The following is a 22,875-nucleotide window of genomic DNA, read 5'->3' as shown; positions in this document are numbered from 1 at the left end:
ACCGAAAGATGAATATAAACGCATGGAAGAGACATAAAATTAACGAACTCGTACAAGCTCGTTAGTTTTAAATTAATATTTGTCACGATATATATAAGGTGTCATACTATTATTATAAAACTTATAAATTAAAGCTACTTAAAAACAGATGAACTTAAAGCGCTTGATTGTCAATTATGGCAACAAGTGCTTTTTTGCATTTTAGAGTAGAAATAAGTTGGTAAACGTATAATTTTATAAATGTATTAAGTGTTAAATTTTATAAACTGTAGTGGCTTTGTACAGTGTACGACACTACTAGAGAAAAAACTATTGTAAAAATAAAGGGTTGTATTATGTTTTGAAGTCATCGTAAAGTACGTTTTAACGGATTTACGTTACGAACACGTTATCCGCAAAAAAACGGATAAACGTTACAGGGACTCAAATTACTGTAACGGGAGGGGATTTATGATGGGAAAGAAAGTAGTTGGTTACATACGAGTTTCAACGGAAGGACAAGTACGTGATGGGTATAGTTTAGCGTATCAAATAGAAGAGATTGAACGTTACTGTAACGAAAATAATTTAGAACTACTTCGTGTGTATGAAGATAGAGGATTAAGCGGAGCGACTGTTGATGAAGAGGGATTAACAGTTGAACGTGATGGACTACAAGAGCTATTGTCCGATATGGCGTATAAACAAGTAAGCTATGTTGTTGTGTTGAATACATCACGATTGTGGCGCTCTGATATGGCGAAAGTATTGATACAACGAGAACTAAAGAAACATGAAGTAGATGTGAAGGCAATTGAACAATCAAGCTATAGTATTTACACACATGATCCAAATGACTTTTTGGTGAATGGCATGTTAGAACTATTAGACCAATATCAAAGACTTGAAATTGCATTGAAGTTAAGTAGAGGTAGAAAGAAGAAGGCTGAACGAGGTGGATATGCAGGTGGTGGCGTACTTTTTGGCTACAAGGCCAAAAAAGGACAAAAGGTGTTAGAAGTAGATGCTGGGAAAGCAGTAGTTGTACGTAGACTATTTGAGTTAAGACACATTTTTAAACATTGGTCACTTACCCAATTGGCAGAACAATTGAATGTAGAAGGCTACTGCACAGCGAAAGGTAAACAATTTACGAAAGTACAAGTGAAACGCATGTTAGATAGAGAGAATTTTTATCGTGGCATGTATAAATACGGGAAAATACAAACAAAAGGACAACATGCAGCAATTATTTTATAAACTCACTTAAAAAATTAGCTCATTTTACTATACATACTACTAAAGAGATGAAAAATGGATAGGCTTGCGTACCTATGCGCATCGAAAGATGAACGCTCGAACTAAGGTTGCCGACATTTTTGTATATGACTAAATCATTGAATAGAGGGATGAGTTATGCATAATAGACAGAACTATTTGTATGTAGGAGTAGATTTACATAAGGAGTATCATACGGCTGTTATTATTAATTGTTGGCAAGAGAAATTAGGAGAAATACAATTTGAGAATAAACCATCTGCATTTTCGAAGTTTTTATTAGAAGTAGAGACATATGTGAGTGATGGTTTATCAGTTGTATTTGGTTTAGAGGATGTTGGCGGTTATGGAAGAGCATTAGCGAAATATTTAGTAGATCATGAACAAGTAGTGAAAGAAGTAAATCCAGCTTTATCATTTTTAGAACGAAAGAGCCAAGTGATGATACAAAAAAATGATAGTTGGGATGCGGAATGCGTAGCCCGTATACTAATAAATAAGTTAAATCAATTACCAGATGCAAAGCCAAACGATTTATTTTGGTCGATACAACAACTAGTTTCAAGAAGGAATGCATTAGTAAAAGCACAAAGTGCATTAAAGAACCAACTACATATTCAATTAAACCATCATTATCCAAGCTATAAAAAGTTTTTCTCAGAGTTAGATGGAAAAACAGCATTAGCATTTTGGCAGCAATATCCGTCACCCTCTTGTTTAGAGGGGGCTAATATAAAGCAATTAACAGCTTTTTTATTAGATGTTAGCAACAATACATGTTCAGTAAAGAAAGCAAGCGAAATATTAAAACTTGTAAAAGAAGATGGACAAACAATGAAAGAGTATCAGGAAACGCGAGATTTTTTAGTAAGAAGTATTGTAAGGGACATTGAGTTTAAAAAGAAGGAAATGAAATACATCGAAAGAGAATTAAACCAGCTAGTAAAACTACTAGATTATCAATTAGAGACGATGCCGGGAATAGAACTTGTGACGGCATCGGCATTAATTGCAGAAATTGGGGATGTAAGGCGATTTTCAAATGCCAATAAATTAGCACGATTTGCGGGGATTGCACCTGTTTACTTTGGTTCTGGTGGGAAAGGTAAGACACACAAAAGCAAACAAGGAAACAGGGCGCTACACGCTTTATTTTATAATTTAGCAGTACAGCAAGTGCAAGTAGCAAAAGGGAGTAAGATGCCACGAAATCCAGTGTTTCATGCGTACTATCAAAAGAAGCTTAAAGAAGGAAAAACAAAAGGACAAGCATTGGTATGTATTATGAGAAGGCTTGTAAACATTGTATATGGCATGATGAAATATAAAACAGCTTATGAATTGCCGGTAGTGGAAGAAAAAGAAGTAGTTTAATAAGGTTTTACATGGTTTGCTTTTTTATTGTGAGGGTTTAAGATTACAACATAGGGTACGGGTGAGACTCCTAAGATAACTGAAATAAAAGAGAAAGATCTTGGGAAGCACATTGTTAAAGGAAAAAATGGAAGGAAAGAACTTGCGCCAAACGTACGTTATATCACTGAGGATGGTTATAAATATACAACAGATGAGCTTGGTAGAATAGTAGATGTTGAGGCGGAAGGATTAATACTTCAAAAAGGAAAACGAAACACAGGAATGCAAGTGGCTGCAGGAAGAGAAGATAGATTGCCTGATGATGATGGTGGGCACTTGATAGGGACGCAATTCCATGGATCCGGTGATATTGATAATTTAATCGCTCAAAATAAACAAATTAATCGTTCGGGTGGAGAATGGTATAATATGGAGAAAGAATGGGCTAATGCATTAGGTGGGAAGCCTCCTAAAAAAGTATCAGTAAAAATTGAACCAGTATACTTAGGTTCATCGCTAAGACCAAACTCATTTAAAATAAAATACCAAATTGAAGGCCAACGTAAGGTAATACGTGAAATACTTAATAAAACAGGAGGTTGATGTAAAAGTGTTCGAATTAGAATTAAATAAAATCTATCAAAATATAGCGCAAAAAATAAATGATACAATTCCCGTAGAATGGGATATCTTTTATTTTAATGCAGAGATTTATAACCAAGAGGGTGGGGTATTATTCTTTTTCAATACCCCAGATAGATCGGATGAATATATATATTCCCATGATATACCAGATGTATTTAATGTGAGTGAAAAAGAATATGATAAGACATATGATGAATTATTTCATTTAAGTGTAGAGTTACAGGAAATATTTATAAAAAATAATCAGGAACCTTGGTATTCTTTTGATATGATTGTGACATCTGAGGGGAAAGTAAAAATTCATTATGGGTATACTAAATGGTATCAATCTACTTTTGGACCGAATGACCGAGTGGATTATTTTGAATATAAATATTTAGGGAAGAAACCTAGTAATGAAAATGAGCGAAGAAAATTCGAAGAGATGAAAGAATATGAAGAGCAAAATAAATCTTAAAATATTTTTTTGTTAAATTAAGGAATGTATTATTAGCGAGTAAATATGTAAAATATCCAAATTAACTAGCTTTAGTTGGACTATTGAAAGAAGAATAGTGACGGATTAATGTTACTTATAGAACATATGAAGTTAAAGCACTTTATTGTCTACTTGAGGCAACGAGTGCTTTTTTAATAGATAAACATGCTGTAAATTTTTAGAAATTATTTTTTGTGAATTCAGGCTAACAAAAATTACAAGTATTATATAATTGAAATTAAACTAGCAAAAGGTGTGGACTCCGTAACCCCATTCGCTAAAGGTGTAGAAATAATGCCAGATGGAAGTGTCGTTAGATCTGGAACGAACTATAGCGGAAAATTCCAAGAAGCCCATGATGCCTCAAAGGCGAGTATTCAGAGTAGGATCTCGAATTTGGAGAGTGGTGGGGTTAAGGGTACGGGTGAAGGACCTGTAAAAGTAAACTATGGAGAACAATATGCTAGGGAAAAACGTAAAAAGATATTAAAGCCAAATGTTGAGTATACAAGTAAAGAAGGATATACATATACAACAGATAGTCAAGGGCGTGTTGCAAGTTGCGAGGGTAGCCTTCAATTAGGTGATGGTAAGCGGAATAACTACGCTCAGAGAGTGGTAGGTGGGAATGACCGTTTGGATGATGATGACGGCGGACATTTAATTGCAACTATATTTAAAGGCTCTGGTAATATGGATAATTTAGTTCCAATGAATAGTAACTTAAACAGAGGAGAATGGAAAAAACTAGAGAATGAATGGGCTAATGCTCTTAATGATGGTGATAAAGTTAGGGTGAAAATAACGCCGAATTATAGCGGGAATTCAAAACGTCCAGACAGTTTTGTTATTAGATATAAAATTGGTGATGAAGATAGATGGAGATTAAAGAATTTTGATAATGTACCAGGAGGAAAATTAGATGAATGATGAAAAATTAAGCAAGTTATACAATGAAATAGCAGAGGTTGTAATTGATACAATTCCAGAGAAGTGGTTTAAGGTTTACCTGTATGGTGAGGTTGGGGAAGGTGCTCAAGAATCATATTTTTATTACTACCCTGAAGAGAATAGTACTCCTATTTACAGTCATAGTATTTTTGAACTCTTTAATGTCCCAGAAGAAGAATATTTTAAGAAGTGGCATCGTTTGTTAGATTGTATTAAGAGAAGGAAGAAAGAGTTTATTGATAATGATCAAGAAGCTTGGACAAATTTCACTATGATTTTTGATAATACAGGAAAGTTTAATATTGACTTTAATTATGATGACCTTTCAGATGAAAATTCCCACGAGAGAATGATTATTTGGGAATATGAACATCTTGGTCTTATGCCTAAAAGTAATTCAGGGAAAAAATACTTAGAAAAGCATCTTAAAAATCTTGAAGATACAAAAAATTGAGTGCAATACCATATATGATAAAAGTTTATAGTGGTTTAACGTAAACATGCATAAGCATATATGAGAAGTGGGTAGAAAAAGAAATGGCTATTTTGAAGAGTAAACTCCATGATGGTTGTACCATCATGGAGTACTATGTACAATGATAGAAAAGAAAAAGAAGTACGAGCTTTGGCGAGATGACATTTTACTGGGTGCTGAATATAAACACATGGAATATATATTAAACTAACGAACTTGTACAAACTCGTAAGTTTTAACGTAGTAGTTGTTACCACATATAAAAGGTGTCATACTGTTACTACAAAACTTACAAATTTATGCTACTTAAAAACATATGAACTTAAAGCACTTGATTGTCAATTAAAGGCAACGAGTGCTTTTTTGCGTTTTAGCGTAGAAATAATGTGGTACAATCGCTTAAGGAAAATAACACTTTAAAGAATACACTAGATGCTATGAAAAATACTCCTATTCCAGTAGCAGTTAGGACGGTGGATACTGGAATAGGAATGAAGCTTCCTTATATAGAATCTTCAACTGTTGGAGAAGTAGCTGGAAAGTTTTCAAAGGCAAGTACGGCAGCTATGACGCTTATCAACTTGCTAAGGGTACGGGTAAAAATCCAGAAATAGTGAAATTTACAGAGGAACAATTATCTACTAAACCCTTATATTCTAGAAATCCTGAAAAATGGCAGAAAAAAGGTGGGAAAATCGAAATTAGTGAGGAAGGAATATGGACTTATATTGATTGGGAGATTCCTCCAAATCGAGTTTCTTATCCTGGAGGTTTTCCCAACTTTAAATCTGCTGGGTTGGTAAGACAAGAAGTTCCGATAGGTGAATTTAATAGATATGACATTGATTTTGCTAAAGCTGATGAATTAGCTCCAAATGGACCAAAATTAGATGAAAACACATGGCACCATCATCAAGATTTAACAACAATGCAAGAAGTTAGTAAAGAGATACACAGAAGATTTCGACATATGGGTGGAATGTCATTAGCTAAGAAGTTAAAAGATTAAATAGGAGTGAAATAAATGAATTTAAATGCTTTTGGTAAAGCAACTGAAGAATCAATTGAAGAATTAGAAGAGTTTTTAGGATTTTTACTTCCGGAAGATTATAAAAAATTTTTAAGTGAATATAACGGAGGGACTTCGAAAGTTAGGTATAGTAAATTTTTTGTTAAAGAATTAAATCAGGAAATCCCTTTAGATGTTTTGTATGGTATAGGTGTAACAAAAACTTTTGATTTAAGTGAATGCTATGAAGAGTTTGAAGAAGATATGTTACCGACCAGTTTAATCATAGGAGATGATCCGAATTCAGGGTTAATTGTACTTATTACAGATACTGAAAACCATGGTGTATATTATTGGGATCACTCTTTTTATTTTCCACAGTCTAGTGAAGAAGAAAATACGTATAAAATAGCTGATAGCTTTAAGGATTTTATTAATGGATTGAAGAATCCTTAATTACCAGCTTTTGTATGTTGTAATTAATAATTTAAGATATTAAGCAAATATACGAAATGGGTTACAGTAACTTTATAAATGCTAAAACTATACTTTATACATGAGAATGCTAAAAAATGTGGTACTTGGTTAAAGATAACAATCATATATGTAGATGAATAGAAAATAAAGTGTATTTGCAGTGGAAAAAAAGTAGGCTATTAAAAAGTGCATACTTCAAAACACATGGAATGCATATTAAACTAACGAACTGATAGAAACTCGTAAGTTTTAATGTAGTAGTTGTCATGACATATAAAAGGTGTCGTACTGTTACTAAAAAACTTACAGATTTATGCTATTTAAAAATACATGAACTTAAAGCACTTGATTGTCTCCGAAAGGCAACGAGTGCTTTTTTATTAGATAGACATGCTATAAATTTTTAGAAATTATTTTTTATGAATTCAGGCTAACATAAATTATTAGTATTATATAATTGAAAATACATTAGCAAAAGGTGTGGACTCCGTAACCCCATTCGTTAAAGGTGTAGAAATAATGCCAGATGGAAGTGTCGTTAGATCTGGAACGAACTATAGCGGAAAATTCCAAGAAGCCCATGATGCCTCAAAGGCGAGTATTCAGAGTAGGGTCTCGAATTTGGAGAGTGGTGGGGTTAAGGAGACAGGTGAAGGTAGTAATACAAACCCAAACAAAATTAAACTAACTTCAGAACGAGAAAAATACTATCGAATGAAAATAGATGAAGCCAAAGCGCGAGGAGATTATAAGGCAGCAGATGATATTAGATATGATTGTCATTGTGAAGAAACAAAACAACCTTTAGAGCGTAAAGATTGGGACGCTAGGACTGAAAATTTAAGGAAGAGCCAAGAGCGTGGAAGAGAAGAAGAAATAAAAGGGAGAAAAGCCTTGGGAGAACATCTTGATCGCCAATTAGAAGACAATAACGCTGGTGAGGTTGTTACATATACATCTAGTAGATGTTTAACGTTTAAATATAGGAAGAAAAACAATTAAGCTTTTATTTTATTTAAAATGGATACTCTATTAGTAGTGAATAATAAATAATTTTGCTTTGCTGTCTTAATTAAAATACGATCAGTTGTACCATATGCTGTTCCAATTCGGATTGCGCTTTTTTCTTCAACACCAGCATATGTATTATCTTCCGTTACCTCAGTGATTTCACATAATGGAATATGAATTTTAGAGAATTGCCATGAAATAATTAATTCATCTTTTGTTTTTTCAACATGAATACCTAACATATTACCAGAACCTTTCTATAATAAAATTTCACTCGTACTATTTTATTATACAAATTTATAAATTATATTTCTATTTTTTTACAGAGAGTATACAATTAACAACGAGAAAAAGGTTCATAATTACTTTCATTCCTATTATAACAAATTCTACAATAGAAAACAGAACGTATATTTGGTATAATCAAAATATACTATATGAAACGATGTACATGAGTTTGAGATTTATGAAAAAAGGTAAGTAATACATAATAATACATACGCTATAGGATTCAGTTCATGTTATAAAAATCAATAGTTAGAAAGGAAAAGAAGTATGAATCAAATTTCATTCGAAGATTTATTTGAAGAAGAAAACAAACGAGAAAAGTTGGAGGTAGCTGAGATTCCCGTACCTTTATCGCCCTTACAAAAGGCTATTTTAGAGTTAATTAATTCTGAAGAAATAAGTGCACTTGAGTTATGCGAGCAATTAATACGAGCTGGTAAAATATCAGATGAAAGATTCACAACGGATAAGCCTAAAGCATATGGGCAAGTATGCTTACTATTAGAAGGTTTTGTTAAAGAAGAAAAGCTTATTTTTGTCAAAAGTGATGAGAAAAGAGATAGAGTATATAAATTGAAAGAAGAAGATTCTAGCGAATAAAATGTGTAAAGTATAGTAATGAAATAAGGAAGTCCTCATATTTGTGTTGAAAGATTATTTTCACATAAGCGTGGGGATTTTTTTGAGGGAGGATGTATGAAAGCTATATTGCTAATAATTTTACGGAGTTTTTAAATAAGTTACATGATTAATAGTGGAAAGGATTCAAACTTATCTGGCAGTGATAAATGAAAATAGTTACATAACCTCGTTTCTAATAAAAAGGGGGGATTAAAATGAAACCGAATTATTTTACAATCGCAATGTATCCGACTGTAGCATTTAACGAAGAAGAGATATTAAATCGTCTTCTAGATGTATTTGAGTCAAACGAAAAATCCGCTCCTACTCATTGGGGAAACTGTGAAACGATGCAGGTAGAATATAATCGCCAGGAAATCATAGAAAAAGTAATTTCGGAGCGTAGAGTATCTGAAGTTCACCTGTATCGTGATAAAACAGTGCATTATTAACTCTACATCAGTAGAGTTAATAAATTATTTAAATAAAAAACTGTTAATAAACAACGAGAATTAATGACGGGTTATATTCACTTAAGAATATAACCCTATTTATTAGAACCAGTAGTATATAAGGAGATTATTCTACGAGTTATATACAAATATTAGACGAGGAATATTTGACGCTGTAAAAGAAAAAATATTGATTCTTATATCATTATTGATATTGTCCTCAATTTTCCTCATGTAGCACTTGAAAATCAGTAACAAGTGAAACGATTTTTCCTGCTTCATCGATTCCCCAATAGGAAGGATAAAATCCATCTCCATAACCTGAACGGAATATAATGATATTACTTCCTGTTTCCTCACAAACCACGCAATTTCCCCAATCTTCATCATGTTCTGTTAGTATGTCATCTATAAGATCATCATACAAACTAGTAAATTCTTCTCCTAGTTCTTGTTGTAACCTATCTTCTATTTCTTCTAACTTATCAATTGCTTCAACATCTGCAAAGCACCCTAAGCCTGTATCAACCGGGTAACCAAAAATATATCCGTCTTCCAGTTCACTTACATTTTGTTCTGGTTTTGTTGCCATCTTCCATCCTACCGCTTTTGACTCCGACAATTTCAATTCAGCACCAGCAATGACTCCATCTTCCTTATGCCACCAAGCAACAATTGAATATGTACCTGGCTGAATTGTTTGTTCGAAGTGATTTTTATTAAAAATAAGAGGATCACAAGCAACAATTTTACCTGAAGTAACTTTTAACTGTTCTAGTGCTTCGGAACGCAGGGCCTCACTATCCGGTTTAGATAATTCACGTAATAACTTTGACATAATGTTTCTCTCCCTTTCCTTTTAAAATATTTGTTGGTGCTGCCTCCCGTATATTTTTACATGAGTTACATTTGTGTTCTGTGGTATTTCTAGCGCCTTTGTATGTTCCTATAACTTCGATATTATCGCCATGAACTTCTAAAACCTCTGCGGCATATCATACCCGCGTTTTCTAATAGTTCCTCAACATATTCTTCATGCGTTTTACGTTTTCGGATATATTGCTCCGTACAAGTGTAGATGGAACAAACCTTTATTCATTGAAAAATATAACAAATGAATTTGACTTTAAAATTAGAACCAGTTTTGAGGATGTAAATAATAATCCACCCGTTGATTATATTATTTTAAGGGTAAAAATGCATTAATTAAAAATTCAATAAAAGAAGATTAGACTAGATAGTGTTTCTAGATTAATCTTCTTATTTTATATTCTCAAGGGATATCCCACTTCACTGCGACTCATTGCAATATGTCTACTTCTGTGACACATTACACAATTGTACAGTGATAATGAAGTAATATGAAAAAAATATAAAGATTTAAATTTAATCCTATATATTTTTTATAAATTCTAAAAGTAAATCCCTTATTTTTGGTATGATTGACAGAGACTATTTAATTTCTTATGAATATTCTTAAAAAGAGAGTGATGCTATATGAAATCAATAAATATAAATGGGAATATATATCATATTGAATCTGTTCCTTTTGAAGATAAGAGTGAGCAGGATGAAGAGGGATACTACGAATATTTTTACAAAGGAGTCAATTTATCGTTTCACTCGGACAAAGAAATAATTAAAGCCCGAATTTATGAAGAGGAAGAAATAATATATTTTTTAAAAAATCCATCTCTTGCATTTGGTAAAGATTTTGAAGCTATAAAAGTATATATAATTAAAGAATATGATGTAAATAAATTTAAAATTCCAGGTGAAAAAAAGTCTATATAGAATTATAGCTATAATTCTATATAGGCTTTACCATGACCAATTATAATAAAACAGGAAAACTCACAAAGTATTTATGCCTGTGGGTGATGAAAGGAATGTATTCGAAATTGAGTAAATCAAGTGAAATAAGTAGATTTGAAAATAGATTCTCAGAAAATGTGATTGAAATAGCAGCTGTCACAGGGGCATTAGGAATCGGCGCATCAAAAGGCGGTGACAACATTTTGTGGACTGCGTCAATTGATTTGATTGCGTGGAAAGACTTACATACCAATGAAACGATTACAAAAGAAGATATACGACTCGCATGGTTGGTTGATGATGCAGAATGGAGAAAATCAAAAGACATTTTGACAGCAAATACAGTTGTAACATTACAGGTGCGCAAGTCAGAAAATTCATTGATGCTTGTTAAGGTTTTGGAAACACCATATAAAGATGATGAGTTGGAAATCATCTTACAAGATGCAATGAAACCGCTTTTTTATCATGATGAGATGTTGGGTGTGTTCGAACTCGATAAAAGAGTGAAAACTTTTGAAAAGAGAATATCTTGGGCTGGTGAAGAATGTCATTTATATTTTGATTGGAGTGAAGACAAACATATGATGAAGTCTGCACTGGAAACAGCACATGCACTTTTCAAAGAGCAAGATGAATGGAAAATGAAAATGAAAATGTACGCTGCAAAAGAACTGGTAGAGTTAGCAAATGAATGGCTACAAGATGATGATGAAGCAGAAATCGACGAAATTACAAAAGAGATGTTCATTAATTCCATCACATTAAGCAGCTTAAGCGTTTATTCAGAAGGTGATTTTGAAATATTCTTTTCGGATGGAGATATATTTTGGGGACATTCTATCATTGTAAGCGGAAATATTCATGAGGGGCTCTCTTCGGCTGAGATTGCAGGATAAAGTGAAACTTCCATCAGTGAGGATTTTTCTTCATCCTTACTGATGGATTATTTAAACCACTCAGGCACTTACTGCCCAAAAGTAGCGCGATAAATTGTTATAGTTTTTGATTATTAGGCGTTTTCTTCTCGTCTATCTCTTCTCTTATTAAGTGAGAACTCCAAACCTCTTTAATAATTAATGAAATTTAAGGTTTACATATACGATGGAACTTGCATAGATGTTTTAAATAATCCCTTAGTATCTGATATGGATACGTTATTTGATAGTTGGCTATCTACAATGAAATATTTAGAATCAGCACAAGCAATGGCTATACCAAGTTTTGAGGAGGATCGGAGGGGTGTATCCTTTTCTCCAAATGTTTCTGGGAAGGATTATCTGAAAAATTAAAAGAAACGAGGTCGTAATTAGACTGGAATTTACATAAAAGCTTAGATGATGCAATTAGTTATTTCGGATAAACGTGATGTGATTTGTTAGGAGGTGAAGTTAAATGAGAAATGACTTAACATGGCCAGTACCGGATGAGACAGTTTCAGCAGAATATATAAACAATGTGGGAAAAGAGATAGGGTATATATTTCCAAGTGACTATGTAGAATGTGCTACAAATAATAATGGTTCAGCTGTATTACCTTATAAATTTGAAATAGATACGATAACAAAGGTATTTGGAATTTTGCTTACTTATGATGTAGATAGTAGTGAATATATCGTTAAAGTATATAACTAGTATATTTCTACTCTGCCAAATGAATTGGTGCCATTCGCATTTGATCCAGCAGGAAATTTAATCTGCTTTGATTATAAAAATCATAAAGAAGATCCAATTGTCGTCTTTTGGGAACATGAGGGGGCATGGGAAAAGGAAACATTGATGGAAAGTGAAGGGATTACGGCTGAGGAAGCAGAGGAAAGAGCAAGAGAAAATGTATACCATATTGCTAATAATTTTACGGAGTTTTTAAATAAGTTACATGATTAATAATATTATTCATATGAAATGGTTCGTATAAATGTAAGCAGCAATAAAAGGAGAGAGAATGATGGACTTAGAGCATTTAAAAAAAGATATTTGGTATGGAAAAGTTTCTAATCATACAATTGAAACTCTTAAGTCTAACTTAAGGGATAGTGCAACAGAGACAGAATCCTTTATTTTAATTAACGAATTGTTAAAGTTAGGTGATTTCTCCGTAAAGGGGTTACTAATTGAACTTATGAATAGTACTCGAAATGAGCTTGTTTTGCATTTATGCACTAGACTATTTTGTTCAGTAGCTACTCATGATGATTTATTAGAAACGAATAATTTGAAATTCCTTTCAAGTGCTTCAGAGGATGGAGTTCATAATTTTGTAGTAAGTGCTAGTGAAACTCTTTCATATCATGTAGTACCACATCTTTTAGCGTTACTAGAAGAGTGGGAAGATACCTTTGTTGAAAAAGCTATAAGAAATGAACTTTCATGGATGCTTGGAATTGAGGACGAGTATTATGAAGTATCGTTAGAAGAATTTAATGAAGCTTATTCTAGTTTTATCGAAAATAACGATACGCAAGAATACTATTATCGTAATAGACTATCTTTTCCTGGAGATTTGGCAAAGGAGTTAGTTTCGGAAGTTATGAGTTCTTTAAGAGATAGAACTACTTATAATGTTGTTACTATACCTTCCGTTTTAGGAGTGGAATCAAATGTCCTATTCAATACGATACGATAATAAAAAATGAAAAAAATAGAGAGTTGATGTCATATATCGATGTTTTAACAAAGAAAGAATGGAAGATTGGTAAAAAGTATTTTTATGGACATGTAGTCGTATAAGAAAGCAATATACGAGTAAAATCGAATACAGAGTGTATGATATACAGGAGGATAAAATGATCTCACCACAAGATTTTTTAGTGAATTGGAATGAAGAAATATACGGTTTAATTCATTATAATGAAAAAATCATTCACTCGTTTTCCTTCTCGAAAGAAACGAAAGACTTCTTAATTAAAGCAGGTTTTCCCGAGTCTGCTCCTCCATTTCTTACATTTGAAACTGCGGATAACGGTGGCGGGATAAGGTTGAGCGAGATACAAAATGAATTAGGTACGATGTATGATAAGTTTATATACTTTGGATTTACTGGTAGTGGAAATCCAATCTGTATTGATGAAGCTAAATCACAACTCGTATATATAGATTATGACAATGAAAATAAAGTCGTTCTTATAAATAGTACGATAGAGAAGTTTGCAGAATCTTTACTTGTCTATGTGGAATTTATAAAAGAAGTAAAGGCTGCTAATGGAAGAAAGGCTTATATTGAAAAAAATATACCTAAAGGTTTGGTGGAGTGGATTTCTAGTGCACTTCGAAAAATTGATGCAGCTGCTTTAACAGAAGGATGTTTTTGGACAGAGGAACTAGGGAGTTTTAGTGAATAAGTGTAGATAATACTAGATGGTATTTTTAGTGTGGGAAAAATAAAAATACATCTAGTAGCCCAATTAAATCTTAAAAGACATAAACACATCAAGAAGGTGAAAAAAATGATACTACCAGAGGATTTTCGAGAGAAATGGGATGTTAATAAAGATGGCCCACTCATTACATTTCCTGAAAAAGAATTAATAAACAAAAACTTTTCAGCTGAAGTGAAACGATTTTTGTCTATAGGAGGCTTGCCAGAAACACCGCCACCATATTTAGAATTTACTTCATCTCAGTCTTTCGTAAGGTCTATTATAAATGTATTTCATATGCCAGAAGAGTTTCGAAAATATTGGTATTTAGGAACAACAAGTTCTGGAGATCCAATTTGTATAATTGAAAAACAAGAAAAAATAGTATTTCTAAATAATAGTGATGCGTATAAAGAAGTGTTTATGAATTCTTCTATACAACAATTTGCAGCATGTTTATTAGTGTATTCAAAAATGATTGATAAGGCAGTAGAGATAAATGGTGAGGATGCCTTTATCGATAATAATATACCAGAGTGTACAATAAGTTGGTTGAGGGAAGAATTGAAAAAAATTGATGATAAGTGTATGGAAAAGGGTTCTTTTTGGTGTATGGAAATTGAGAGCTTATATGAATAATTAGAAGTGAAAGAAAAGAATAAATGGAGTACAAAGAAGAAAGTGACCGTATTTGGGTTGATATTATTTGTATTTATTGGATTACCTATTATCGAAGGGTATCAGAATAGTAAACTAGTTGAAGAAGGTACATCATTACATGCAGAAATTGTAGGTAGGCATGTAGAGAAGGAATTCATGTTTACACATCCAACATTAGTAGTTGAGGTAGACGGTAAAAAGCATAATGTATGGGTAAGTGAAGAGACATATAACGGAGCAGAGTGGTTAGGTAGACTAAAAGTCATCAAAACAAAAGATGGTAAAGTTGAGAAAGACCCTAGATATGAGGGTGAAGACTTAATCACGAGTTATTAAGGGACAAGATAAGGTTCCTATAGTGGTAGAAAGAAATGGTTCACTATTTGTTTTAAATAATGTAAGCGGAAAGATCGAATTCGAGGATTTTGAACGTGGGTTGTTTATAGAGGTTTCGAATAGTTTAAATGAGTTAATTTCTTGTTTGAGGCTATAAAAATAGTAAAGTAAAGAATGTTTATATGAATTATAGACCGGCTAGATGGGGTGGGAAAGTGGAATATAGTGGAATGGCTTCAGTTTGGTTTGGAATTTCTAAATCACTCCAAAATCTTGAGGAGTATGTCGATATAGATTACACGATAGATGGTGATTCAGTTCATTCAAAGTTTGGGACGAGCTTTGAATTCGGTTATTATGATGAAGATAATATTGAAATTTGTTTTTATGAGAATAATAAAAGGGAAATTGAACATAAATGATTTTTCTTATAGTGAACGAATTATTCCTAAAATAAAAAAGCTAGTAAATGGAGATAGTTTAGCGAACGATATTAACTTTGCTATTGTTCTTTATGATTTTAAATATAATGAAGTGAAAAGAGAGGATATGTTTGATGGTTTAGAGGTTACATTTATTGGTTCTATGCCGTACAGGTAGTTTGCAGGGAGCTGCAAATTCATTTCATAAACACATGGATAAACCTTGTAAAGGAGGGATACAAATGCATGCTTTGCCAAATCGTTTAGAAGAAGTCTTGGAAGAAGATATATATAAACGGGAAGATAAAGGTCAGGTGAATGAAGTAATAAATAGGTTAGGTGTAGAAGTGTCTAATACATTTAGAGAGTTTTATTATCGATTTGCAGGACCATTTTGGGAAGTGCATGTTCCTTATGAATTACTTGACATTATAGATGAAGAGAATAATATAGAATATTACACAATTATTGCTCGAAAGGAACATGGATTTCCTAATAAGTATTTAGTATTAACGGAAATGACAGCAAATGCTGTATTGGTCCTTGATAGTGTAACCGATAAAGTTTACTCAGTAAATTTTGAAGGTGGAGATGAATTACTTTGAAATGGAGAATTAAAGGAGAGTTGGCCAACGTTTTATATGTTTTTGAAAGAGTATTTCAAGTGTTAAGTGTTGATGGAAGTTAACAAGAAGCAGGGACACCTTAGTAATAAGTGCGAGAGGAATGACAGATAAATGAGAGTGAACAATTCAGTTTTTGGAGAGATTGAATATAATTATGCTTGGGCTAAGTGTATGCCTATAACTTTTATAGGCAATGTAACTGAGATTGATTTGATGATAGATGGTGAAGAAGATGGAGTGTTTGATGAAGGGCAGTATGTAGCATATCAATCATTAATAAAAAATTGGGAAGAGGTACAAATAAGTTTATTACATTCTATATTAGATTATTACAAACAAAGGCGATGTGAATTAGGATATGATATTGGAGTGCAAGAAAATTATCCATTAATTGAAACAAATGATCAAATACTAGAGATGATTAGTTTAGATGGTATTGTTGTTCCGTATGCAGATATTACGGAAGGACGAGAGGTTGGAATTACATTTAATTGTACGTGGGATATAGAAAATGGTGTAGGAGTTCGTTTATTAAATGAAAAGGTAATGGAAGTAGGTTATCAGGATATTATTTTTTAATATAAGTCGGGGGATATATAAACTGAATGAAAAAGGTGTCAACCTTTCTCGAATTGACACCCAGATACGAATCTGTTTAACACCTTACATACTTACGCTTAAAACCAAGTCTTCCTCTATCTAGTTCTTTCTGAATACTTTCAGAAGCATTTAACAAACTGCTTTTTTTATTATCACGTTTCACTTCAACTATACCAACTTCTTTTGCAATCTCGACTGCTTTTTCATGTAGTGGTACATATGAAATTGCCACGGTGTTTAGGAAATTATTCATAGCGGATTTTGTTCGTTCTGGAGAATGATGAATTGTATCTTTCACCATTTCAAGCATATCGGAAATTTTACTTTCGGAAAATTCATTGTCTTTGCGATTTCCTAAAAGCCAACAGTAGCAACTCCACCCGGCAGACATTTTAAGCTCGTCCCCACTTGCAATCCATTTATCAGCAACGTCTTGTGCAATATTTGACTCCGATAAAGTTACGGCTACAACATAATCAGATAGCATATAAAAATAAGCCCCATCTATCCAACGATCAAAATCAGACTCACTCATAGCTTTCGGATCCGCAATAATGCCTGCAAAGTACATAGCATCGTAATTACCTGTCGCATAAAGTTCTTCAGCTAACTCTTGGTTTAATTTTAATTGTTTGGCGATTGGTTTCATAGCACCTGTAGCTACTCCGAATACTGGCTCATGCGCACCGTTAGATATGTATATTTTTTTCGTTCGTTCCTTACCTAGAGCCTCAAGTTCTTGCATAACTGTTTTAAAATCCATAGCTGTGCACTTCCTTCCTTCATGTAAGAGCCTTTTTAAGTCTTTCATATTTCTTATTTTAATACTAATTGTATTTAAGAGGTATGTCTACTTTCTAAAGGCATCGAAACTTGGTTTGAATTTTAGATGAAATAAAGAGCTAATTAAAAGGGTGGTATAATATAGAAAAAGTGAATGATGAAAATCAAATAGGGGGTATTCAATTGGAAATAAAATTGAATCGATTATATAGAGAGATAGCGGAAACGGTTCATGCCATGATTCCAGAAGAATGGGAGAAATTTTATTTTTATGCACAAATATCAGAAGCTGGAGGGGGAACTTACTTTTTCTATAACAACTTCAGAAATAAACAAAATTATAAGTATAGTGTAGAAATTCCTTTTAAATACGAAGTTAATGAAGAGGAGTTTGAAAGGAAAGAAGATTCTTTATATAAATTGAGTAAGGAATTAAGAGATGTTTTTAAAGATAATCAGCAAGAGCTTTGGTACTCTTTTACAATGTCCCTGGAACATAGTGGGGAATTTAACATGCATTTCGATTATACCAATTGGCTCGAAACAGAATATAGTTTTAGTGATCAAATGATTATTTGGAAACATAAATACTTAGGTGAAGTACCAATTAATGAAAATGATAAAGCGTTAATTAATAAGTATGATAATGAATTTCCGAATAACCCCATTTAACTAAATGGAAAGAAGAAATGTTTTTTATAAAAATTATGTATTTTAAAGTAGTCGGTAAGTTATAAAATTGGTTCTGCAAGATAAAAAATAAAGGAGAACTACAATGGAAGTACATGGAATGGTTTCAATATGGATAGGTAATATGAAAACGCAAGATCAGTTAGATGCATATATCGATGTTACATATGATGAAGAAGGAGATGCTATACCAGCGAGTTTTTTTGTTGATTTTAATATAGATATGATTGATGTAGATGAGGATTTTATTGAAAAGGAAGTGTTAGAAGAAGCAAGTGATGACATTTCTATGTTATTAACGGGATGTTCATATGATGACAAAATACTTTCTCGAATTAACGAAGAAGTTAAATTAAAGAAATCCTACAATTCTATCATATTAATTTATAATTTTCAGTATGACAATTCGGTTAGTAATTTTGAAGGTTTTGATTTTGTGACTGCTACAAGCTATCTATAATGGTAAGAAGGTCACTGTAAGGTAAGGGAGTATGAAAAATATGTATAGTTTTTCCAATTAATATTTGGTATGATGGTGAATGGGAAAAATATACAAGTTTTTAGTGGCTCATAAAAGGGGGATTGAATTGAAAAGAACGATTGAATTCGTACTAGGTTTAATTGGTGGCATTATAGGAATTATTATTTCCATACTATTAATAGTTGTAGCGTTTAATATTATGGAAGGTTTTGATTATGAACTTTTAGCTTATTATTCTATTATTTTAACGGTTCAAATAGGGTTGCTTATTTTATCATGTTTAGTAAACAAGGTTAATAATAAAGTTTATGGAGTTTGTATGATTGTGATTCCTATAGTTATGTTATTTATGTCATTATTCTTTTTACTTATTCCAACAATATTACAAATTATGTCTGGTTCATTTGCATTTAGAACATTAAAGTTAGAATCGAATGTAAGCTAAATATAATTATTGACGTCTGAAAATTCGGATTTTTAAACATTTTCGTTTGCAGTTCAAATTAACATAAAGTACAAAGTTGTACGCTTTAGGAGGAGAAATAAATGATTATTTGGTCTGGTTGGGGTTTTTTAGTCGCAATTATTGTAATTATTAATACTCTTTTGGGTAAGGCTATCTTTGGATCTATAATGGGGGACGCTACATATTTTCAAGACCATAGTTGGCCAATGGCGGTAATGTTTATTATATCAGGGGTTATGTCTTGGTATTTAGGTAAATATATTAATAATCCAGATGGGAAAGTTTATATAGATGCCGAAACTGGTGAAAAAGTTATGTTTAACAAAAAGCACTCATTATTTTTTATAAAAATGGAATATTGGGGACCGATTCTAGGAGTTATTGCGATTGTAATTTTAATTACAAGATAAAAAAAGAGGATGGGTATAGCAAGAGTAATCTATTCAAGTAAAAGGAGAAATCAGTCATGAATACAAAGAAACTACTAGGGGTAGCAGTTCCGGTCATGTTGTTATTTGGTTGTGGAGTGTCTGAGAAAACGAACACTTCTAAACAGGAGAAAACAGAAGAGTCTAAAGTAAAAGAATCGAAGTCTAATAGTAAGAAAGAAAAAGTTTCAAAGGAAGACTATCCTAATAAAGTGTATAAATTAGGGATAGAGTTTGATAAGTTGTTTGCGGAGCATAACAATATTACAAGAGAGGTTTTTGACGGTAAGAAAAAGAAATCAGATATAGTAGATAGTGTGAAAGAATTAAATAAAACGTTAGATAAATTCGAGTCGATAGATCCCCCTGCAGAGTATGTAAATCAACAAAAGGATTTTGAAAAAGCAATTAGTTATTTTAGAGAGTCTTTTTCTTTAATCAATGAAGTATTCACCCGAAAAGAAAAAAGAGAAAAAGGCGATAAGACTGATAAAGAGTTAATGGAGAAATCCGAAAAGTTAGTGAAAGAAGGAGATATTTACTGGCTTAAGGCATTCAAAGACCTTGAAGGGGATATTAAAATCGGTGACGGTACAGTATCTGTGAAAGATTTGAAAGAGTTAGATAAGAAAGCTGGAATTAATACGGATAACGTTATGAAGAATGTGAAGGATGGTGTGGAATTAATTGGTAATTGGGGATTCAAAGGAACAGACGGTTTCATTATGTCACTTATTTTAAAAGGTGATAAGACATTTGAAACGTATGGTAAAGATGAGTATCCAAATAAAAAGAATTATATTGAAGGCACTTGGGAATATGATAAGGAAGCTTTTACAATCTATTTACATCTCAATAAACGTTTAGTAGACGGTGTAGAAGATACAATTCAAAAAAAGAAAATAGCATATAAAGTTCAAGATTATGATGGGGAAAACTTGCGATTATTTAATGAGACGTCATTTCATACAATTAAGTATGTGAAGCAAAGCTAAAGTTATGGAGGACTAGGTTTAAATGGTCTGGTCCTTCATTAAAGTGTGGGTATGTAAATAATATGTTATCTTTCGTTCTGTTTACTTAGTATCATGTTATTCTTTAATAGAGTAATAAATGGAGTTTTACATTAAATATATGAGGTTGGTTACAAATGATAAAGAAATTCACTAGATTAGTATTAATAGTGGTTATGCCAATCAGTCTTATTACAGGTTGTGGGGCTACTGAAAAAACTGAAGCACAAAAGCCGAAAGCGGTACAAACGGAGAAAAAGGACTATATGGATTATTCATATGGTAGCAAAGGTATATTAGTAAGTGGCAAAGCGAAAGAACGGCAACAATACGAGATTGGATATATGGATGATAATAAGTTAATTGGAATTGATGAAAATATTGAGGACTGTATTATTTTAGATAATAAAGATGAAGCAAGTCTCGTTTGGAAACAAATAGAGCGTGGGTCTATTATTGAAGTGCAATATAGTAAAAATCGCAACGATATCGTCGGCGTACAATTAGTAGAAGATCGTGAGCCATACGAAATTAGTGATAAGTTTGATCGAAATACGATAAACGAAATTGTTGAAAACGTTAAAGGGAATTTGTAATAGATGTATTTCGATAGTATAGGATCTCTTATTATGAAATTGTGAATCAACGGCATTTTTTATATGAAAATGCCGTTGATTTGTGTTAAAAAATAAATGCTATTCTATAGTCTTGTAGAAAAACACGTATTAATCATAAATGAATTATTCTTCGTTCAGCTGTGATGATCGCCGCAAGGTTATTATCCAAAATAAAAGAGCACAAGCACTAATAGATACACCTAATATGCATACGCCATCCCAACCATATTTTGCATACGTATTTGTTGAAAGAATTGCACCTGTTGCACTACCGATAGAATAAAAAATCATGTAACTGGCAGTAAGTCGACTTCTGGCTTCGGGACGCACTGTGAACAGCATACTTTGATTGGTGACATGTACAGCTTGCACCGCTAAATCTAAGAGGATAATGCCGAAAATTAGTAATAATAGAGAGTGATTAATAGATTTAATTAGGAGCCATGAAAGTACTAATAAAGATAAAGCTATGCCAGTTGTTCTTTGTCCTAATCCTTTATCAGCTAATTGTCCAGCTTTAGTAGCAGCTAATGCACCTGCAACTCCAGCAAGGCCGAACGCACCAATAGCTGTATGTGAAAGATTATGTGGTGTAGCACTTAGAGGTAATACTAAAGAAGTCCATAAAATACTGAATGAAGTGAAAATGAGCAATGCTAATATTCCGCGAATGCGTAAGAGTCGTTCTTCTATAAATAATAAGAGTACAGAACGTATTAACTTCCGGTAAGGCATAGTTGTCATTCTGCTCTGTCCAAGAGTAGGTAAATTACGATATAACAAAACAGTTACGAATAGTATAAGGGTAGCGGAAGTGAGATAAACGGACCGCCATCCAGCTAAGTCTGTTAATGCGCCTGCAAATGTACGCGCAAGGAGAATGCCTATTACAACGCCGCTTGTAACGAAACCTACTATGCGTCCACGTTCTGCTGGATTTGCTAAAATTGATGCGTATGCGACGAGTGTTTGCGTAACTGTTGCAAGAATTCCTACTAAGGCCATACCTATAAAAAGTACGATGGCCGAGGGAGCGGTCCCAATTACAATTAAAGCGATAACGGATAAAACCATTTGAACAATAATGAGTCTTTTTTGGTTTAATAAGTCACCAAGTGGAACTAATAAAAGTAATCCGATTGCATAACAAACTTGAGTAATAGTAATCACAATACCGATAGTTGAATGACTAATCTTAAATTCATTTGATAAAGAATCAAGTAGCGGATGAGCGAAATATATATTTGCCACCGCCATCCCGCAAGCTATTGCGAATAATAGAGTCATGTAGCGGGACATGTTTGTGCTAATAGGTGAATGTAACTGGGGATCATTATGTTTAAGAGTGGTCATCATCTTTTCCTTGCTATTCATAAAATCAGCTCCATTTTGTATTGTTGTAAATAACGTACCGAACGGTATGTTATTTTGTAAGTAAAATATAATCTTGAGTAAATATATATGTCAAGTTTCTTTTGATTTAATTCCATTTTCTTTGACACATCGTTTATAATTTAATACGATATATAATATACTGATTGGTACATAAAGTGTTAGTT

At 32.6% G+C, this 22,875-nt stretch carries 24 protein-coding genes and 9 pseudogenes; 29 read left to right on the top strand and 4 right to left on the bottom strand.

Features of this window, described 5'->3' with window-relative positions; all coding sequences use genetic code 11:
- Positions 1-453 precede the first annotated feature (453 nt).
- The 10 genes and pseudogenes from BCG9842_RS16065 to BCG9842_RS16020 all read left to right on the top strand — a co-directional run.
- The gene (locus BCG9842_RS16065) at positions 454-1,239 is read left to right on the top strand and encodes a recombinase family protein (RefSeq protein ID WP_000516939.1); all 786 of its coding nucleotides are present in this window, start codon (positions 454-456) and stop codon (positions 1,237-1,239) included.
- 156 nt (positions 1,240-1,395) lie between these two features.
- Positions 1,396-2,631 (top strand): IS110 family transposase, encoded by a 1,236-nt coding sequence (locus BCG9842_RS16060; RefSeq protein WP_000551904.1) that lies wholly within the window; start codon positions 1,396-1,398, stop codon positions 2,629-2,631.
- Positions 2,632-2,706: 75 nt separating this feature from the next.
- On the top strand, positions 2,707-3,216 hold the full coding sequence (locus BCG9842_RS30070; RefSeq protein WP_079997227.1) for a DNA/RNA non-specific endonuclease: 510 nt from the start codon (positions 2,707-2,709) through the stop codon (positions 3,214-3,216).
- A 7-nt stretch (positions 3,217-3,223) separates the two neighbouring features.
- Entirely contained in the window at positions 3,224-3,715 is a 492-nt protein-coding gene (locus BCG9842_RS16050) for an immunity protein YezG family protein (RefSeq protein ID WP_000462360.1), read from the top strand.
- 276 nt (positions 3,716-3,991) lie between these two features.
- Complete coding sequence (locus BCG9842_RS16045) at positions 3,992-4,666, top strand: DNA/RNA non-specific endonuclease (RefSeq protein WP_041488129.1); 675 nt, start codon at positions 3,992-3,994, stop codon at positions 4,664-4,666.
- Complete coding sequence (locus tag BCG9842_RS16040; protein ID WP_000997351.1) at positions 4,659-5,141, top strand: antitoxin YezG family protein; 483 nt, start codon at positions 4,659-4,661, stop codon at positions 5,139-5,141. The genes BCG9842_RS16045 and BCG9842_RS16040 overlap by 8 nt, the downstream gene beginning before the upstream one ends.
- A gap of 404 nt (positions 5,142-5,545) precedes the next feature.
- Positions 5,546-5,763: pseudogene (locus BCG9842_RS16035) on the top strand (DNA/RNA non-specific endonuclease); the annotation flags it as partial.
- Positions 5,764-5,775: 12 nt separating this feature from the next.
- Entirely contained in the window at positions 5,776-6,171 is a 396-nt protein-coding gene (locus BCG9842_RS16030) for an HNH endonuclease (protein ID WP_000673073.1), read from the top strand.
- Positions 6,172-6,186: 15 nt separating this feature from the next.
- Positions 6,187-6,627: an SMI1/KNR4 family protein gene (locus BCG9842_RS16025; RefSeq protein ID WP_001052205.1), complete on the top strand. Its 441-nt coding sequence runs from the start codon at positions 6,187-6,189 to the stop codon at positions 6,625-6,627.
- A gap of 501 nt (positions 6,628-7,128) precedes the next feature.
- Positions 7,129-7,611: pseudogene (locus BCG9842_RS16020) on the top strand (ADP-ribosyltransferase); the annotation flags it as partial.
- 35 nt (positions 7,612-7,646) lie between these two features.
- Here BCG9842_RS16020 and BCG9842_RS16015 read toward each other — a convergent pair.
- The gene (locus BCG9842_RS16015) at positions 7,647-7,901 is read right to left on the bottom strand and encodes a SunI/YnzG family protein (RefSeq protein ID WP_000900618.1); all 255 of its coding nucleotides are present in this window, start codon (positions 7,899-7,901) and stop codon (positions 7,647-7,649) included.
- Positions 7,902-8,214: 313 nt separating this feature from the next.
- On the opposite strand from BCG9842_RS16015, the gene BCG9842_RS16010 reads away from it, so the two are divergent.
- A complete protein-coding gene (locus BCG9842_RS16010) occupies positions 8,215-8,547 on the top strand; it encodes a DUF3895 domain-containing protein (protein WP_001071926.1) in 333 nt (110 codons plus the stop codon).
- Between the two features lie 236 nt (positions 8,548-8,783).
- Positions 8,784-9,017: pseudogene (locus tag BCG9842_RS16005) on the top strand (hypothetical protein); the annotation flags it as partial.
- A 223-nt stretch (positions 9,018-9,240) separates the two neighbouring features.
- On the opposite strand, the gene BCG9842_RS16000 reads toward BCG9842_RS16005, so the two are convergent.
- Positions 9,241-9,858 carry a DUF4241 domain-containing protein gene (locus tag BCG9842_RS16000; RefSeq protein WP_000040618.1) on the bottom strand — a complete coding sequence of 206 codons (618 nt, stop codon included), beginning with the start codon at positions 9,856-9,858 and terminating at the stop codon, positions 9,241-9,243.
- Positions 9,859-10,517: 659 nt separating this feature from the next.
- On the opposite strand from BCG9842_RS16000, the gene BCG9842_RS15995 reads away from it, so the two are divergent.
- From BCG9842_RS15995 to BCG9842_RS15945, 11 genes and pseudogenes are all read left to right on the top strand, one after another.
- Positions 10,518-10,814, top strand: a complete 297-nt coding sequence (locus tag BCG9842_RS15995; protein WP_000836202.1) for a hypothetical protein — start codon at positions 10,518-10,520, stop codon at positions 10,812-10,814.
- Between the two features lie 86 nt (positions 10,815-10,900).
- Positions 10,901-11,734: a DUF2262 domain-containing protein gene (locus BCG9842_RS15990; protein ID WP_000677953.1), complete on the top strand. Its 834-nt coding sequence runs from the start codon at positions 10,901-10,903 to the stop codon at positions 11,732-11,734.
- Positions 11,735-12,230: 496 nt separating this feature from the next.
- A pseudogene (locus BCG9842_RS15980) lies at positions 12,231-12,722 on the top strand (SMI1/KNR4 family protein).
- A gap of 61 nt (positions 12,723-12,783) precedes the next feature.
- Positions 12,784-13,565, top strand: a pseudogene (gene imm47, locus BCG9842_RS15975) (Imm47 family immunity protein).
- 56 nt (positions 13,566-13,621) lie between these two features.
- A complete protein-coding gene (locus BCG9842_RS15970; RefSeq protein WP_000625292.1) occupies positions 13,622-14,176 on the top strand; it encodes an SUKH-4 family immunity protein in 555 nt (184 codons plus the stop codon).
- Between the two features lie 105 nt (positions 14,177-14,281).
- The gene (locus BCG9842_RS15965; protein ID WP_000602768.1) at positions 14,282-14,833 is read left to right on the top strand and encodes an SUKH-4 family immunity protein; all 552 of its coding nucleotides are present in this window, start codon (positions 14,282-14,284) and stop codon (positions 14,831-14,833) included.
- 3 nt (positions 14,834-14,836) lie between these two features.
- Positions 14,837-15,190, top strand: a pseudogene (locus BCG9842_RS15960) (hypothetical protein); the annotation flags it as partial.
- 7 nt (positions 15,191-15,197) lie between these two features.
- Positions 15,198-15,347, top strand: a pseudogene (locus BCG9842_RS31670) (SecY-interacting protein Syd); the annotation flags it as partial.
- Between the two features lie 25 nt (positions 15,348-15,372).
- Positions 15,373-15,790: pseudogene (locus BCG9842_RS31945) on the top strand (immunity 22 family protein).
- A gap of 64 nt (positions 15,791-15,854) precedes the next feature.
- Positions 15,855-16,283: pseudogene (locus tag BCG9842_RS15950) on the top strand (SMI1/KNR4 family protein).
- Between the two features lie 66 nt (positions 16,284-16,349).
- Complete coding sequence (locus BCG9842_RS15945; RefSeq protein ID WP_001265695.1) at positions 16,350-16,817, top strand: DUF6985 domain-containing protein; 468 nt, start codon at positions 16,350-16,352, stop codon at positions 16,815-16,817.
- A 76-nt stretch (positions 16,818-16,893) separates the two neighbouring features.
- Here the strand turns inward: BCG9842_RS15945 and BCG9842_RS15940 are convergent, their stop codons facing one another.
- On the bottom strand, positions 16,894-17,601 hold the full coding sequence (locus BCG9842_RS15940; protein WP_000346340.1) for a DNA alkylation repair protein: 708 nt from the start codon (positions 17,599-17,601) through the stop codon (positions 16,894-16,896).
- A 203-nt stretch (positions 17,602-17,804) separates the two neighbouring features.
- Here BCG9842_RS15940 and BCG9842_RS15935 point away from each other — a divergent pair, with 203 nt between their 5' ends.
- The 6 genes from BCG9842_RS15935 to BCG9842_RS15910 all read left to right on the top strand — a co-directional run bounded on the left by BCG9842_RS15935 (position 17,805) and on the right by BCG9842_RS15910 (position 21,295).
- On the top strand, positions 17,805-18,293 hold the full coding sequence (locus BCG9842_RS15935; protein ID WP_000403543.1) for an antitoxin YezG family protein: 489 nt from the start codon (positions 17,805-17,807) through the stop codon (positions 18,291-18,293).
- Between the two features lie 103 nt (positions 18,294-18,396).
- Positions 18,397-18,771, top strand: coding sequence for an immunity 22 family protein (locus BCG9842_RS15930; RefSeq protein WP_000451796.1), 375 nt, complete (start codon positions 18,397-18,399; stop codon positions 18,769-18,771).
- A 127-nt stretch (positions 18,772-18,898) separates the two neighbouring features.
- Entirely contained in the window at positions 18,899-19,237 is a 339-nt protein-coding gene (locus BCG9842_RS15925) for a DUF4064 domain-containing protein (protein WP_000831395.1), read from the top strand.
- Positions 19,238-19,338: 101 nt separating this feature from the next.
- Positions 19,339-19,668, top strand: a complete 330-nt coding sequence (locus tag BCG9842_RS15920; protein WP_000587852.1) for a hypothetical protein — start codon at positions 19,339-19,341, stop codon at positions 19,666-19,668.
- 56 nt (positions 19,669-19,724) lie between these two features.
- Positions 19,725-20,681, top strand: a complete 957-nt coding sequence (locus tag BCG9842_RS15915) for a DUF3994 domain-containing protein (protein ID WP_001093045.1) — start codon at positions 19,725-19,727, stop codon at positions 20,679-20,681.
- Positions 20,682-20,836: 155 nt separating this feature from the next.
- Complete coding sequence (locus BCG9842_RS15910) at positions 20,837-21,295, top strand: hypothetical protein (RefSeq protein ID WP_000591641.1); 459 nt, start codon at positions 20,837-20,839, stop codon at positions 21,293-21,295.
- Between the two features lie 144 nt (positions 21,296-21,439).
- Here BCG9842_RS15910 and BCG9842_RS15905 read toward each other — a convergent pair whose 3' ends face one another.
- The gene (locus tag BCG9842_RS15905) at positions 21,440-22,690 is read right to left on the bottom strand and encodes an MFS transporter (protein WP_001085014.1); all 1,251 of its coding nucleotides are present in this window, start codon (positions 22,688-22,690) and stop codon (positions 21,440-21,442) included.
- Between the last annotated feature and the right edge of the window lie 185 nt (positions 22,691-22,875).

The sequence above is a fragment of the Bacillus cereus G9842 genome (assembly GCF_000021305.1).
Classification (GTDB): domain Bacteria; phylum Bacillota; class Bacilli; order Bacillales; family Bacillaceae_G; genus Bacillus_A; species Bacillus_A thuringiensis_S.
This window is presented reverse-complemented; position numbering and strand designations above follow the sequence as displayed.

What these genes read in the sequence shown, in the direction of transcription:
- BCG9842_RS16065 (WP_000516939.1), top strand. Translation starts at nt 454, where the DNA reads ATGGGAAAGAAAGTAGTTGGTTACATACGAGTTTCAACGGAAGGACAA.
- BCG9842_RS16060 (WP_000551904.1), top strand. Translation starts at nt 1,396, where the DNA reads ATGCATAATAGACAGAACTATTTGTATGTAGGAGTAGATTTACATAAG.
- BCG9842_RS16040 (WP_000997351.1), top strand. Translation starts at nt 4,659, where the DNA reads ATGAATGATGAAAAATTAAGCAAGTTATACAATGAAATAGCAGAGGTT.
- BCG9842_RS16025 (WP_001052205.1), top strand. Translation starts at nt 6,187, where the DNA reads ATGAATTTAAATGCTTTTGGTAAAGCAACTGAAGAATCAATTGAAGAA.
- BCG9842_RS16015 (WP_000900618.1), bottom strand. Translation starts at nt 7,901, where the DNA reads ATGTTAGGTATTCATGTTGAAAAAACAAAAGATGAATTAATTATTTCA.
- BCG9842_RS16010 (WP_001071926.1), top strand. Translation starts at nt 8,215, where the DNA reads ATGAATCAAATTTCATTCGAAGATTTATTTGAAGAAGAAAACAAACGA.
- BCG9842_RS16000 (WP_000040618.1), bottom strand. Translation starts at nt 9,858, where the DNA reads ATGTCAAAGTTATTACGTGAATTATCTAAACCGGATAGTGAGGCCCTG.
- BCG9842_RS15995 (WP_000836202.1), top strand. Translation starts at nt 10,518, where the DNA reads ATGAAATCAATAAATATAAATGGGAATATATATCATATTGAATCTGTT.
- BCG9842_RS15990 (WP_000677953.1), top strand. Translation starts at nt 10,901, where the DNA reads ATGAAAGGAATGTATTCGAAATTGAGTAAATCAAGTGAAATAAGTAGA.
- BCG9842_RS15970 (WP_000625292.1), top strand. Translation starts at nt 13,622, where the DNA reads ATGATCTCACCACAAGATTTTTTAGTGAATTGGAATGAAGAAATATAC.
- BCG9842_RS15965 (WP_000602768.1), top strand. Translation starts at nt 14,282, where the DNA reads ATGATACTACCAGAGGATTTTCGAGAGAAATGGGATGTTAATAAAGAT.
- BCG9842_RS15945 (WP_001265695.1), top strand. Translation starts at nt 16,350, where the DNA reads ATGAGAGTGAACAATTCAGTTTTTGGAGAGATTGAATATAATTATGCT.
- BCG9842_RS15940 (WP_000346340.1), bottom strand. Translation starts at nt 17,601, where the DNA reads ATGGATTTTAAAACAGTTATGCAAGAACTTGAGGCTCTAGGTAAGGAA.
- BCG9842_RS15930 (WP_000451796.1), top strand. Translation starts at nt 18,397, where the DNA reads ATGGAAGTACATGGAATGGTTTCAATATGGATAGGTAATATGAAAACG.
- BCG9842_RS15920 (WP_000587852.1), top strand. Translation starts at nt 19,339, where the DNA reads ATGATTATTTGGTCTGGTTGGGGTTTTTTAGTCGCAATTATTGTAATT.
- BCG9842_RS15915 (WP_001093045.1), top strand. Translation starts at nt 19,725, where the DNA reads ATGAATACAAAGAAACTACTAGGGGTAGCAGTTCCGGTCATGTTGTTA.
- BCG9842_RS15910 (WP_000591641.1), top strand. Translation starts at nt 20,837, where the DNA reads ATGATAAAGAAATTCACTAGATTAGTATTAATAGTGGTTATGCCAATC.
- BCG9842_RS15905 (WP_001085014.1), bottom strand. Translation starts at nt 22,690, where the DNA reads ATGAATAGCAAGGAAAAGATGATGACCACTCTTAAACATAATGATCCC.